Origin of the sequence: Pandoraea communis (genome assembly GCF_902459745.1) — a bacterium.
In the GTDB taxonomy this organism is placed as follows: domain Bacteria; phylum Pseudomonadota; class Gammaproteobacteria; order Burkholderiales; family Burkholderiaceae; genus Pandoraea; species Pandoraea communis.
Genome location: NZ_CABPSJ010000004.1, coordinates 325,874 through 339,171, shown reverse-complemented (window position 1 = coordinate 339,171; position 13,298 = coordinate 325,874). Strand labels below are relative to the sequence as shown.

Genomic DNA, 13,298 nt, shown 5'->3' with positions numbered 1-13,298 from the left:
GGTTGGGAACTCTCTTGATAGGGGGCCGGCGCCGCGCACCGTCCCCTTGAATGGGGCTCAGGCGGCTGCCGGGGGTTGCTTGGCGGCGTCGATCTTCTCGGCTGTCTTCTCTGCGCTCTTCTCCGCAGGAATTGCCGCGGGGCGAGTCGAGCCGTTACTGGCGGATGCCGTCATGGCCGGAACGCTGCCCGAGCCGACGGCGGCTTCACGGGTGTCCTTCGGCTCCTTAGCGTCCTTCGTGTCTTTCGCGTCCTTCAGCTCCCGCGCCTCGACCGGCTGCGCGGTGCTCATCTGCCCGGCTTTCTTCGCCTCGGAAGCTGCGGCCTTCGCGGCACGCTTCTTCGCAGCCTTGGCGCTCTTCTCGGCCTTCGGCTTGGCGAGCGCCGGCATCTTCTGCACTTCTTCCAATGCCTTCTTGGCAGCCGCTTGCTCGGCGGCACGTCGGCTTGCCCCTGAGCCACCGACCTTGATGTCGAGTTTCGGCACAGTGCACTCCACCTCGAATTGCTGGTTGTGTGCCGCGCCATGCGTCGCAATCACCGTGTACTGCGGCAATGCGATCTTGTGACCTTGCAGATATTCCTGAAGCAGCGTCTTGGCGTCTTTTCCAAGCGTCTTCGGGTCGACATGTTCCAGCACCGGCGTGTACAGACGCTCGATCGCCGCATACGCTGCGTCGAAACCGCCGTCGAGGTACATCGCCCCAAATAACGCTTCGAGCGTGTCGGCCAGAATCGACGGACGGCGAAAACCGCCACTCTTGAGTTCACCCTCGCCCAGGCGCAGGAAATCGGAGACACCCAGCGTCTGCGCAATTTCGTACAACGACTGTTGCTTGACGAGATTGGCGCGCACACGCGAAAGGTCGCCTTCGTCGAGCTTGCCGTAGCGACGGAACAGGATCGCTGCGACCGAACAATTCAGAATGGAATCGCCGAGGAATTCCAACCGCTCATTGTTGGCGGCACTATGGCTACGATGCGTCAGTGCTTGGCGAAGCAATTCCGCATCGTGGAAACGATACTGGAGACGTTCTTCCAGTTGGTTCAGTGATTGAGACATGGCGCAAGTATAGCGCGACGCTCCCGCCCCGGCGCGCGTCGTCGCCAAGAAACGACGGGCTTAGCCGCCGTCCGGCGGGCTTTTCAGACTCGCGTGAGGCGAGTGGATTAGACATTTCCGAGGTGACGACGAATCGATCTCCCCTAGGTCTCGCCCCCATCGCATCTTTTATTTTAATTTTTGAAATAATAATGCGGAAATTTATGATTTCACATCAATTTCCGCATTAATCAAACCCTAGTCCAGAGAGATGCCCGCCCCAATGAACCGAACGCTTATTGGAAGCCGCCCAGGCGCTTGAGGTTCGAGAAGTTCATCCAAATGAAGAATGCCCGGCCCACGATGTTCTGTTCGGGCACGAAGCCCCAGTAACGGCTGTCCGCGCTGTTATCGCGGTTGTCGCCCATCATGAAGTAGTTGCCCGGAGGCACCTTGCAGATCACGCCCTGGCTGTTGTACTGGCAGTTCTGCTTGTTCGGGAAGTCGTCGGCCCCCATGATGTACGGCGGCACGTTCGGATCGTTCAGAATGCGGTGCTTCACGCCGCCCACCGTCTCTTCGAACTGCTTGAAGTAGGCGATGTGCTCGTCGTCGAAGTAATCCGGCATGGCCGTCTCGGGTACCGGCTGACCGTTCACGGTGAGCTTCTTGTTCTCGTACGCCACCACGTCGCCGGGCACGCCGATCACGCGCTTGATGTAGTCCATCGACTCATCTTTCGGATAGCGGAACACCACCACGTCACCGCGCTTCGGCTCGCCCAGTTCGACGATCTTCTTGTTGATCACCGGCAGACGAATCCCGTAGTCGAACTTGTTCACGAGGATAAAATCGCCGACGAGCAACGTCGGAATCATCGAGCCGGACGGAATCTTGAACGGCTCGACCACGAACGAGCGCAGCACGAACACCGCCAGAATCACCGGGAAGAAGCTCGCCGAATACTCAAGCCACCACGGCTGACGCAGCTTGTCGTCACGCACTTTCGCGCGGGCGCTCGAAAGCGCATTGCCATCCTGCGTGCCAGAGCCCTGAACGCCGGAACCCTGCAACGAAAGCTGCTGCTGATCGAATTGCGCCATAGCGTCCTGTGCTGCCCGGCGGCGCGCCGGTTGAAACACCAACTTGTCGGCCACCCAGGCCACCCCGGTCACCAGCACCAGGATCAAAAGAATCAGGGCGAAATTCATGCGGGACCTGTCGCTACGTTATTTGTCTTCGACTTGCAAAATGGCGAGGAACGCTTCCTGAGGAATCTCGACGCTCCCCACCTGCTTCATGCGTTTCTTACCTTCCTTCTGTTTCTCAAGCAGCTTCTTCTTACGCGTGATGTCGCCACCATAGCACTTCGCCAGCACGTTTTTACGCAATGCCTTGATGTTCTCACGGGAAATAATGTTCGCGCCGATAGCCGCCTGAATCGCCACATCGTACATCTGACGCGGAATGATTTCCCGCATCTTCGCCGCCACCTGACTGCCGCGGCGACGGCTCTCGGAACGGTGCACGATGATCGACAGTGCATCGACCTTGTCGCCGTTGATCAGCATGTCGACCTTGACCACGTCGGACGTGCGATATTCCTTGAATTCGTAGTCCATCGACGCATAGCCGCGCGACACCGACTTCAGACGGTCGAAGAAATCGAGCACGATTTCGGCCATCGGAATTTCGTAAATCAGACGTACCTGACGGCCGTGGTATTGCATATCGATCTGCACACCGCGCTTTTGCTGGCACAGCGTGACCACAGCGCCGACATATTCCTGCGGCATGTACAGGTTGACGGTGACGATAGGCTCGCGAATCTCTTCGATTCGGCCCGGGTCCGGCATCTTCGACGGGTTTTCCACCGTCGTCAGCGTGCCGTCGCGTTCGATCACCTCATAGATCACGGTCGGGGCCGTGGTGATGAGGTCCATGTCGAACTCGCGCTCCAGACGTTCCTGCACGATTTCCATGTGCAGCAGGCCGAGGAAGCCGCAACGGAACCCGAAGCCGAGGGCCTGCGAGACTTCCGGCTCATATTGCAGCGAGGCATCGTTGAGCTTGAGCTTTTCGAGCGATTCGCGCAGTGCGTCGTACTGGTTCGCCTCGACCGGGTAGAGGCCGGCGAACACCTGCGGCTTGACTTCCTTGAAGCCCGGCAGCGGTTCCGGCGCAGGCTTGGTCGTGGTGGTGAGCGCGTGCGTCACGGTGTCACCGACCTTGGCAGCGTGCAGTTCCTTGATGCCCGAGATGATGAAGCCCACCTGACCGGCCGACAACGAGTCGCGCTGCTGGGAGCGCGGCGTGAACACGCCGACCTGCTCGACCGGATACGTCGCGCCGGTGGCCATCAGTTGAATCTTTTCCTTCGGCTTGAGCGTGCCGTTGAACACGCGCACCAGCATCACCACGCCCACGTAGTTGTCGAACCACGAGTCGATGATCAGCGCCTGAAGCGGGGCGCTCGCGTCGCCCTTGGGCGGCGGCACCTTGGCGATGAGGGACTCGAGCACATCTTCCACGCCGAAACCGGTCTTGGCCGAGCAGCGCACCGCGTCGACGGCTTCGATGCCGATGACATCTTCAATTTCCTGAATCGCGTTTTCCGGCTCGGCGGACGGCAGGTCGATCTTGTTGAGCACCGGCACGACTTCCACGCCCAACTCGATTGCCGTGTAGCAATTCGCGACCGTCTGCGCTTCCACGCCTTGCGAAGCGTCGACCACGAGCAGTGCGCCTTCGCACGCGGACAGCGAGCGGCTCACTTCGTACGAGAAGTCGACGTGTCCCGGCGTATCGATGAGGTTCAGGTTATAGATCTTGCCGTCGCGCGCCTTGTATTGCAGCGCGGCCGTCTGTGCCTTGATGGTGATGCCACGCTCACGCTCGAGGTCCATCGAGTCGAGGACTCGGGATTCCATTTCACGATCGGACAAACCGCCGCTCAACTGGATGATGCGATCGGCCAGGGTGGATTTCCCGTGGTCGATGTGGGCGATGATCGAAAAATTGCGGATATGGTCCATGAGGCGGGGCTATAGAAAAGTCGGTGCCATCGGATTCGGCTCGGCAGCGGCCTTCGAGAGAATCGGCAAACACGACATTTTAGCCGAAAGTACACCGATTCCGTCTGGAATCGCGCGGATCACGGCGCTACATCGGTAATGGCGGGAAGGTTCTGAGGTCGTGCGAGGAATGGTGGTGTGGCGCAACGTCAATCCGATTGCAATGCAGCAGCGACCGCCGCTGCGTCGAAACGATACCTGCACAGCTCGCGCCCGTCCAGCGCAAGCACCGGCACGATCTCGTCGTACTGCGCCTCAAGCGCGGGGTCGCTGTCGACATCGACAACCGTCACCGAGAAATTCCACGCCGGACGCATCGCCTCCAACGCCGCCAGCATGTCATCGCAAAGATGACACCACTTGCGGCCGTAAAGGGTCAGCGCCGGCGCAGTCATGACACTGCGGGATTACTTGCCGGGTGCGCGCGGGCGCAGCGGCACGAACTGCGTGGCGTCGCCGCGACGCACGAGAATCGGCACGAGACGCTTCGGATCCAGCGCCTTGACTACGTCCTCGAACTGCTTCGCGCTGACGATGTCGGCATCGCCCACACGCAGGATGATGTCGCCCTGCTGCAGACCCGCCCGGCCCGCCGGGCCTTCCGCCAGCTCGACCTGCACACCGCCGCGCAGCTTCAGGTCCTTCTTCTGCGCTTCGGTCAGGTCGGAGACCACCAGACCCAGCGCGTTCGGATGCGGCGTATCGGCGCTACCGCTCTGTGCCTTCGATGCCTTCGGCGCATCGGTGTCCGCTTCCGCGATCGTGATGCGCAGATCCTGATTCTTGCCCTTGCGCAGCACTTGCAGCGTGGCGGACGAACCCGGCTTCGTCTCGCCGACCATACGCGGCAGGTCCGTTGCATGATCGACGGCGCGGCCCTCGAACTTCATGATGATGTCGCCCGGCTGCACGCCGGCCTTCTCGGCTGGGCTGCCCGGTTCGATGCTGCGCACGAGCGCACCCTGCGCACGCGGCAGGCCCAGCGAATCGGCCACATCCTTGCTGACCTCGCTGATCGCGACACCAATCCGGCCGCGCACCACCTTGCCGCTCTTCTTGAGCTGGTCGGCCACGCGCATGACTTCGTCGATCGGAATCGCAAACGAAATGCCCATGAAGCCGCCGGTCTGGCTGTAGATCATCGAGTTGATACCGACGACCTCGCCACGCATATTGATGAGCGGGCCGCCCGAATTGCCGGGGTTCACAGCCACGTCCGTCTGAATGAACGGCAGGTAATCGCCGGTATCGCGGCCCTTGGCCGAAACGATACCCGCCGTCACCGTGTTTTCAAGGCCGAACGGTGAGCCGATGGCAACCACCCACTCGCCGACACGCAGCCTGTTGGAATCGCCTACCGGCACGGTCGGCAGATCCTTGGCGTCGACCTTGACTACGGCAACGTCTGTGCGCTTGTCTGCGCCGACCAATTTCGCCTTGAACTCGCGCTTGTCGGTGAGGGTGACGTAGATGCTGTCGGCGCCATCGACGACGTGCGCGTTGGTCAGGATGTAGCCGTCGGCCGAGACGACAAAGCCCGAACCGACACCGCTGTTCTGTTCTTCATCCGGCTGGGGCTGACCGCGTCGCGGCGTACCGCCCTTCGGACCCGGCTGCGGCAGCGGGACGCCGAAGAACCGGCGGAACAGCTCCGCCATGTCGTCGTCCACGCCAGGCGGCAGGCCACGCTGATTGCGGCTGACACGCTCGGTCGTCCGAATATTCACGACGGCCGGGCCGACGCGCTCGACGAGTTGGGTGAAATCGGGAAGATTGGTAACGAGCGGTGCGGTCGACGCCGAAGCCGGTGCGGCAAAGGCGGCAGGCGCTCCCGCCAATTGAGCGGCAATGGCGCCGCCGAGGATGACACGAAGCAGGAGGGTCTTCTTCATTGGAAGATCGTGGTGCGCGATAGTCTCGGAATCTCTGAGGACAGTCCGGCACCCGACACGGCATCGCGTCTCTTGTGCGCCTCGCTGTCCGGACCGCACCGTCGCCGGTCGCGGCCCACCCGACAGCCGGTCACTTCGCCGGCTGTTTGTACTCGATGCTGGAAGCGAACTGCTGCAATGTGGCCTGCGGCACTTCGCCGAGCAAGGTCAGCCAGAAATCGCCGTAGCGCTTGATGAGGATATTCGTCGCGCCGGCGTTACCGTGGCCTTCCTTGCGTTCCCGCGTGGCCGGCTCGATGAACACCGAAAGTCCTGCCATGCCGTCGGAATATACCACCTGCTGGACTTCCAGCGGTTTCCCGTCGACCGTTGAACGCATCGTTCGACGTACCTCACGCACCGACTTGAATCCCGGCACCTTCTTGTCGACGTCGATACTCCAGCCAGCGTCGGACAGTCGCGTGGCCGTAATCTGCGGCTTGATGACGTGCCAGCCATGCGTGGCCTGGATCGCATGCACGATACGCGCCTTCTCGCTCGGCACACCGATCGAAATCTGCGAGAACGCGGCTTGCTCGAGCAAGTGACCTTCGGCATCAAGGGTCTGGGCGCGTAACAACAGCCCCGTGTTGCGATCGGCCCACAAACGGTAGCCGAAGCGGTATTCGTCCTTCGGCGTGAGTTCGATCACCATACAGTCGAAGCCTGCCATGCGTTCATTGGGCAGCACCTTCGGTGCGTAGTAATCGAGCACGTCGCGATTGGGTGTGGCGAGCAATGCCGGGAACGAATCCTTGCTCTCTCGCTTTTCCTGGAAGACGGTCTTCTGCTCGGGAATGAGCGTGTAGACATCTTCGTTCTGACGAAGAATGCGGCGCTGACGTCCGTCGAGCGTCTCAAGTTCTTCGTACTCGTTACTCTTATCGGCGAAGTGACTGATCTTCGACGAGCGCATGGTCGAACCACGCTGGTAAACGAAGGTGCCAACGTAATTTTGCGTCTGCGCAGCACGATGGATCTTGTTGAGCCACGCGCTGACTTCACGCCGCTCGACCAACGGATCGACGGACGGCGCGGAAGCCTGTGCCCACGCTTGCGTTTGCAGCGTGGTCGCCAGCAGGAAAGCGAACAGGAAGAAAGTGCGCCCCAAGGGCGCACGCGGTAAGGATTCGATACTCAGACGCTGCATTTATTCGTCCGCTTGCGCCGAGGCTCGCATATAAGGGGATACGCTCTGGCCGATCGGTGTCGGGGCATATTGCTGATGCGCCGCCAGATACTGATCGAGACGCTCGTCGCGCAGCACGATCAGATCGTTCGGCACACCTGCGCTCGCGCCGTTGGCAGCCGTAGCAGCCTGGGGCTGCTGCGAAAGCGCTACGCGAGTGAGACTGGAGCCTCCGGCAGCCGTCGCCGGTGCAACGTTCTGAGCGAGCACCTGCGGTTGTGCGCCACCTGCCGGATGATCCTGCAGACGCGGCACCACGACCCACGACAGCGCGGCAACCGCAGCGGCGGCAGCCGCCGTCGGCAACACGCGGCGTACGCGCAGGAACGGATTGATACGAGCAACTCGCGAACCCGCCGCATTAGCACCTTGTGCGGTGACTGTCGGAGCGTCGGCCAGTGCAGCCGGGGCGAGCAAATGCGGCTCGGCGTCGAGACGTGCTGCGAAGGACGCCATAAAGGCCGACTCCGAACGCGGCAGTGTCAGTTCATCGGAACGCAGCGCGTCCCCAATCAGATGGTAGTCGCCCCACAGAGGCCGACCCAAGGCGTCAGCCTCATCCAGCAGAGCGGCCAGCTCGTCCGGATCGAATTCCCCGTCCATCAACGCGGAAATCCGCTCGGCTTGCAGCCCCCGCCGCGTTTGCACCGTCGCTGATCCCATGATATCCCCCAACGAAAATAACTTTCCCGGCGGCGCGCTCACCAGCGCTTACCGTCAGGCGTGTCCAGCAGCGGCCTGAGCCGGCTGGCAATCGCTTCACGCGCCCGGAAAATTCGCGAACGGACCGTTCCGATCGGGCACCCCATGGCTTCGGCGATCTCTTCGTAGCTCAAACCCTCGATTTCCCGCAGGGTAATTGCCGTTCGAAGCTCATCGGGCAAAGCCTCCATCGCTGTGTTGACCGTTTGAGCAATCTGCTTGCTCATCAGCATCGACTCAGGCGTGTTGATATCCCTTAGTTGATCGGCCTCGGCAAAAGTTTCAGCTTCTTCAGCGTTCGCTTCAGTCGAAGTCGGTGCACGGCGTCCCTGCGTAGCCAGGTGGTTCTTCGCCGTGTTGACAGCAATACGATACAGCCAGGTATAGAACGCCGATTCACCGCGAAACTGCGGCAAAGCCCGGTAGGCCTTGATAAAGGCCTCCTGCGTCACATCCTCAACCTCGGCGGCGTCGCGCACGAGCCGTGATACGAGGCGGATGATCTTGCGGTGATATTTCGCGACCAATAGCTCGAAGGCGGCTTTGTCGCCTTTTTGCACGCGCTCAACGAGCGCTTGGTCGATTTCTCGTTCACTCACCTGATTTGGATCCGTATTTTCTCTGGCTGCCAGGCCCTGACGGGCCCGATTGCACCACGGCAGCGTTGGCTGCCATGGCTTGGAAGTGTCTGTGACGCCGCACGCCCGGGCACACTCGCCGGAGCGTGGGTCAGCGAAACGGGACGCCGGCAAGGCGTCCCGCAAACTTAGACGCGCTGGAAGACCAGCGTGCCGTTAGTCCCGCCAAATCCAAAAGAGTTCTTCAATGCGACATCAATTTTCATGTCGCGAGCCACATTTGCGCAGTAATCCAGGTCGCAAGCGGGGTCCTGATTGAAGATATTGATCGTCGGCGGCGACTTTTGATGATAAACGGCCAGCACGGTAAACACCGACTCCAGCCCGCCCGCGCCACCCAGCAGGTGACCGGTCATCGACTTGGTCGAGTTCACCACCACCGACTTTGCGGCATCGCCCATCAGGCGCTTGACCGCAACCGTCTCGGCGATATCGCCCAGCGGCGTCGACGTGCCGTGCGCATTCACATAGTTCACCTTATCGGCACTGACGCCGGCATCGCGCAGCGCGTTCGTCATCGAGCGCAGCGCACCGTCGCCGTCTTCGCACGGCGCAGTCATGTGGTACGCATCAGCGCTCATGCCGAAGCCAGTCAGCTCGGCGTAGATCTTCGCGCCGCGCGCCTTGGCGTGCTCGTACTCTTCGACCATCATCACGCCGGCGCCTTCGCCCAGCACAAAGCCGTCGCGATCTCTGTCCCACGGACGGCTAGCCGTCGCCGGATCGTCGTTGCGCTCCGACAGTGCCTTCATGGCCGCAAAACCACCGATACCCAGCGGCGACACCGTCGATTCGGCACCACCGGCGAGCATCGCGTCGGCTTCGCCATACTGGATCATGCGCGCGGCCTGACCGATACAGTGCAGGCCGGTTGTGCAGGCCGTGACGATGGCAAGGTTCGGTCCCTTCAGACCGTACCTGATCGACAGATGGCCGGAGATCATGTTGATGATCGAGCCCGGCACGAAGAACGGGGAGATCTTGCGTGGACCCCCTTCGATAAGCGCCTTATCGGTGTCTTCAATCATCGGCAAACCGCCGATCCCCGATCCGACCACTACGCCGACGCGCTCCGCGTTCGCCTCGGTGACCTGCAGGCCACTGTCCTCGAACGCCTGGATACCGGCAGCCAGCCCGTAATGGATAAACGTATCCATACGACGGGCTTCCTTGGCGGAGATGTACTTCTCGGTTTCGAAGTTTTTCACTTCTCCCGCGAAATGCACCCTATGGTTGCTCGCATCGAACTTCGTGATGTTGGCGATGCCCGAACGGCCTTCGACCAGATTTTTCCAACCCTCGGCAACAGTGTTGCCGACCGGCGAGATCAGGCCCAGACCGGTAATGACGACGCGACGACGACTCACGATACTCCCCTTCTTCTGCTGGGTCATACAAAACAAAAGCCACAGAGGCGACAGGGTCCGCCCCTGTGCTCCCTGCGGCTGAGAGGCATGCCTGGCGCCGGGAACCAGTCGGCACCCCGGCCGGCCAGGCGATCCAACGGCCCTTAGGCCTTCGAATTGCCTTGAACGTAATCGATGGCCTGTTGCACCGTGGTGATCTTTTCAGCTTCTTCGTCCGGGATTTCCGTTTCGAATTCTTCTTCCAGTGCCATCACCAGCTCAACCGTGTCGAGCGAGTCAGCGCCGAGATCGTTCACAAAGCTGGATTCGTTCTTGACGTCGGCTTCGTTCACGCCAAGTTGTTCCGCGACGATCTTCTTGACGCGTTGCTCAATGTTATCCATTCAAACCCTCCGGGGTAGTTAGTTCAGACAAGTGCGCGCATTTTAACAGGTTTGCCAAGCAAAGTTAGCCTGCGCCAAATAATGTTCAATATCGCTCAAAATTGCACAAATCAAGCACAATTTTCACGATCACACCTTAACTCATGAACATGCCACCGTTCACGTGGAGCGTCGTGCCGGTGATGTAGCCGGCCTGCGGAGACGCAAGAAATGCCACCGCATTGGCGATGTCTTCCGGTGCGCCGAGGCGCCCCAGCGGAATTCGCGTCTTGAGCGCTTCGTGCTGCGCTTCGCCCAGCGCCTTGGTCATATCGGTGTCGATAAACCCCGGCGCGACACAGTTCACAGTGATGTTTCGGCTGCCGATCTCGGCGGCCAGCGAACGGGACATACCAGCAACGCCGGCCTTGGCGGCCGCATAGTTGGCCTGACCCGGGTTACCCGCCGAGCCGACGACCGAGGTCACATTGATGATCCGGCCGCTACGCGCCTTCATCATCGGCTTGATGACAGCGCGCGAAAGCCGGAAGATCGCCTTGAGGTTCGTGTCGATCACGTCGTCCCACTCGTCGTCCTTCATCCGCATGGCGAGGTTATCGCGCGTGATGCCGGCGTTGTTGACGAGGATGTCGAGCTTGCCGTACTGCTTGAGAATGTCGTCGAGCGCGGCGGCTACGCCGGCGGCGTCAGTCACATTCAGGACGATGCCCTTGCCCTTAACACCTTCTGCGGTGAAATAGTCGCTGATGCCTTGCGCGCCGGCATCGCTGGTGGCGGTGCCCACGACCGTTGCGCCCTGACGAGCGAGTTCGAGGGCGATGGCACGACCGATGCCGCGCGAGGCGCCGGTCACCAGCGCCACGAGGTTGTCGAGTTGCTTGCTCATGAGAGAAATACCCTTGCCTATTGCTTACGAGAGTTGGGCGCGCACGTCGGCGAGCGACGCCGGATCGGTGATCGCCAGCCCCGTGAGATTGCCGTCGATGCGCTTGGTCAGGCCGGTCAGCACCTTGCCTGGACCGCACTCGATCAATTGCGTCACGCCTTGCGCCGCGAGCCACTTCACCGACTCGACCCAACGCACCGGTGCCGCCGCCTGACGCACCAACGCATCCTTGATGCGTGCCACGTCGTTTTCGACAACGACATCCACGTTGTTGACGAGCGGGATCTGCGGCACGTTAAACGTCACGTTCGCCAGATACTCACGCAGACGATCCGACGCCGGCTTGAGCAGCGACGAGTGGAATGGCGCCGAGACCGGCAGCACGAGCGCACGCTTCGCACCAGCCGCCTTGGCCAGTTCGCAAGCCTTCTCCACGCCCGCCTTGGCACCGGCGATCACGACTTGCGCCGGCGCGTTGAAGTTGACGGCCTCGACCACCCCGGCTGCCGACGCTTCTGCGCAGACGTTGCGCACGGTATCGTCGTCCAACCCCAGAATGGCCGCCATGCCACCTTGACCGACGGGCACGGCTTCCTGCATGGCTTGCGCGCGAAAGCGCACGAGCGGAACAGCATCTTTGAACGCAATCACGCCGGCAGCGACCAGCGCCGTGTATTCACCCAGGCTGTGGCCTGCCACGAATGCGGGTTTGGCACCGCCCTCGGCCAGCCACGCGCGGTACATCGCGTAGGCGGCGGTGAGCATCACCGGCTGGGTATTGGTGGTGAGGTTGAGTTCTTCGGCAGGGCCAGTGGCGATCAGCTTGGCCATATCCTGCCCAAGGGCATCCGAAGCCTCGGCGAGCGTCTCGCGCACTACCGCGTTGTCCGCGAACGCGTCCAGCATGCCCACCGATTGGGACCCTTGTCCCGGGAAAACGAAAGCGAATGTCATAGCGCCTGGTTTTGCAGTCAGATTCAGAAACATTGCGGCGCATTGTCGCGCGCCTGTATGACGCACGCAGAAGCGACGCCACGCGCTGTGCCCCAAACGGAACACCCTCGAATACGCGTGACGCTCCAGCGCGCCAGGGGGGGTTACATGCGGAACAGCACTGCGCCCCATGTAAAGCCACCACCCACGCCTTCGATCATGACGTTCTGGCCCGGCTTGATACGCCCGTCGCGAACCGCGACGTCAAGCGCGAGCGGAATCGAAGCGGCAGACGTATTGCCATGCTGGTCGACGGTCACGATCATCTTCTCTTCCGAGAGCCCCAGCTTGCGGGCCGTGCTCGACATGATGCGCAGATTGGCCTGGTGCGGAATCAGCCAGTCGATCGCCGACGACGCTAACCCTGCCTTTTCGAGGGCCTCGGTGGCCACCTTTTCCAGCACTTTGACGGCCAGCTTGAACACAGCCTGGCCATCCATATAGAGGAACGCTTCGCCTTGCACTGCACCGCCGCTGACATTACCCGGCACGCACAGGATGTTCGCGTGGCTGCCGTCCGCATGCAGCGCGGTCGACAGAACGCCCGGTTCGCTCGAAGCTTGCAGCACGACAGCGCCCGCGCCGTCACCAAACAGCACGCACGTCGTACGGTCGTTGAAATCGAGAATACGCGAGAACGTTTCGGCACCGATCACGAGCACGTTGCGATACGCACCGGAGCGGATGAGGGTGTCGGCCATCGCCATGGCGTAGACGAAACCGGAGCAGACCGCCTGAATGTCGAATGCCGGGCAACCGTTTTTGATGCCGAGCTTGTGCTGCACAAGGCAGGCGGTACTCGGAAACACAAAATCGGGCGTCGACGTGGCGACCAGAATCAGATCGAGCTGGTCGGCGTTCAGCCCGGCCATGTCGAGCGCGCGCTTCGCGGCTTCCACCGCCATATCGCTGCTCGTCTGATCGGGGGCGGCGAAATGGCGCGCCTTGATACCGGTACGTGCAACGATCCACTCGTCGCTCGTCTCGATGCCGCGGGTAGCAAGCTCGTCGGCCAACTGCTGATTGGTCACGCGTCGCGCCGGCAGGTAGCTGCCGGTGCCGACGACACGGGAATAAATCGCGGACTGGGTCAT

13 protein-coding genes are annotated in these 13,298 nt (G+C 61.4%); all 13 read right to left on the bottom strand.

Translation table 11 applies throughout. The features are described 5' to 3' along the window. Positions 1 to 57 precede the first annotated feature (57 nt). A complete protein-coding gene (rnc, locus tag PCO31110_RS16210) occupies positions 58 to 1,062 on the bottom strand; it encodes a ribonuclease III (RefSeq protein WP_150690876.1) in 1,005 nt (334 codons plus the stop codon). Between the two features lie 275 nt (positions 1,063 to 1,337). Then, positions 1,338 to 2,252 (bottom strand): signal peptidase I, encoded by a 915-nt coding sequence (gene lepB, locus PCO31110_RS16205; protein WP_010805224.1) that lies wholly within the window; start codon positions 2,250 to 2,252, stop codon positions 1,338 to 1,340. An 18-nt stretch (positions 2,253 to 2,270) separates the two neighbouring features. Continuing rightward, positions 2,271 to 4,076 (bottom strand): translation elongation factor 4, encoded by a 1,806-nt coding sequence (lepA, locus tag PCO31110_RS16200; protein ID WP_010805225.1) that lies wholly within the window; start codon positions 4,074 to 4,076, stop codon positions 2,271 to 2,273. Positions 4,077 to 4,264: 188 nt separating this feature from the next. After that, a complete protein-coding gene (locus tag PCO31110_RS16195; protein ID WP_010805226.1) occupies positions 4,265 to 4,510 on the bottom strand; it encodes a glutaredoxin family protein in 246 nt (81 codons plus the stop codon). Positions 4,511 to 4,522: 12 nt separating this feature from the next. After that, on the bottom strand, positions 4,523 to 6,007 hold the full coding sequence (locus tag PCO31110_RS16190; RefSeq protein ID WP_010805227.1) for a DegQ family serine endoprotease: 1,485 nt from the start codon (positions 6,005 to 6,007) through the stop codon (positions 4,523 to 4,525). A 130-nt stretch (positions 6,008 to 6,137) separates the two neighbouring features. Beyond that, the gene (locus PCO31110_RS16185; RefSeq protein ID WP_010805228.1) at positions 6,138 to 7,196 is read right to left on the bottom strand and encodes a MucB/RseB C-terminal domain-containing protein; all 1,059 of its coding nucleotides are present in this window, start codon (positions 7,194 to 7,196) and stop codon (positions 6,138 to 6,140) included. Then, positions 7,197 to 7,898: a sigma-E factor negative regulatory protein gene (locus tag PCO31110_RS16180; RefSeq protein ID WP_010805229.1), complete on the bottom strand. Its 702-nt coding sequence runs from the start codon at positions 7,896 to 7,898 to the stop codon at positions 7,197 to 7,199. Positions 7,899 to 7,936: 38 nt separating this feature from the next. Beyond that, positions 7,937 to 8,536: an RNA polymerase sigma factor RpoE gene (gene rpoE / locus PCO31110_RS16175; protein WP_010805230.1), complete on the bottom strand. Its 600-nt coding sequence runs from the start codon at positions 8,534 to 8,536 to the stop codon at positions 7,937 to 7,939. 167 nt (positions 8,537 to 8,703) lie between these two features. After that, positions 8,704 to 9,942, bottom strand: a complete 1,239-nt coding sequence (gene fabF / locus PCO31110_RS16170; protein ID WP_150586672.1) for a beta-ketoacyl-ACP synthase II — start codon at positions 9,940 to 9,942, stop codon at positions 8,704 to 8,706. Positions 9,943 to 10,085: 143 nt separating this feature from the next. Beyond that, a complete protein-coding gene (gene acpP, locus PCO31110_RS16165) occupies positions 10,086 to 10,325 on the bottom strand; it encodes an acyl carrier protein (protein WP_010805232.1) in 240 nt (79 codons plus the stop codon). Between the two features lie 136 nt (positions 10,326 to 10,461). Continuing rightward, positions 10,462 to 11,211 carry a 3-oxoacyl-ACP reductase FabG gene (fabG, locus tag PCO31110_RS16160; RefSeq protein ID WP_010805233.1) on the bottom strand — a complete coding sequence of 250 codons (750 nt, stop codon included), beginning with the start codon at positions 11,209 to 11,211 and terminating at the stop codon, positions 10,462 to 10,464. A 24-nt stretch (positions 11,212 to 11,235) separates the two neighbouring features. Continuing rightward, positions 11,236 to 12,165 (bottom strand): ACP S-malonyltransferase, encoded by a 930-nt coding sequence (gene fabD / locus PCO31110_RS16155; RefSeq protein WP_010805234.1) that lies wholly within the window; start codon positions 12,163 to 12,165, stop codon positions 11,236 to 11,238. 143 nt (positions 12,166 to 12,308) lie between these two features. Then, complete coding sequence (locus PCO31110_RS16150) at positions 12,309 to 13,298, bottom strand: beta-ketoacyl-ACP synthase III (protein WP_010805235.1); 990 nt, start codon at positions 13,296 to 13,298, stop codon at positions 12,309 to 12,311.

Coding starts and splice junctions, on each gene's coding strand:
- rnc (WP_150690876.1), bottom strand. CDS start 1,062: ATGTCTCAATCACTGAACCAACTGGAAGAACGTCTCCAGTATCGTTTC.
- lepB (WP_010805224.1), bottom strand. CDS start 2,252: ATGAATTTCGCCCTGATTCTTTTGATCCTGGTGCTGGTGACCGGGGTG.
- lepA (WP_010805225.1), bottom strand. CDS start 4,076: ATGGACCATATCCGCAATTTTTCGATCATCGCCCACATCGACCACGGG.
- PCO31110_RS16195 (WP_010805226.1), bottom strand. CDS start 4,510: ATGACTGCGCCGGCGCTGACCCTTTACGGCCGCAAGTGGTGTCATCTT.
- PCO31110_RS16190 (WP_010805227.1), bottom strand. CDS start 6,007: ATGAAGAAGACCCTCCTGCTTCGTGTCATCCTCGGCGGCGCCATTGCC.
- PCO31110_RS16185 (WP_010805228.1), bottom strand. CDS start 7,196: ATGCAGCGTCTGAGTATCGAATCCTTACCGCGTGCGCCCTTGGGGCGC.
- PCO31110_RS16180 (WP_010805229.1), bottom strand. CDS start 7,898: ATGGGATCAGCGACGGTGCAAACGCGGCGGGGGCTGCAAGCCGAGCGG.
- acpP (WP_010805232.1), bottom strand. CDS start 10,325: ATGGATAACATTGAGCAACGCGTCAAGAAGATCGTCGCGGAACAACTT.
- fabG (WP_010805233.1), bottom strand. CDS start 11,211: ATGAGCAAGCAACTCGACAACCTCGTGGCGCTGGTGACCGGCGCCTCG.
- fabD (WP_010805234.1), bottom strand. CDS start 12,165: ATGACATTCGCTTTCGTTTTCCCGGGACAAGGGTCCCAATCGGTGGGC.
- PCO31110_RS16150 (WP_010805235.1), bottom strand. CDS start 13,298: ATGACCCAGTCCGCGATTTATTCCCGTGTCGTCGGCACCGGCAGCTAC.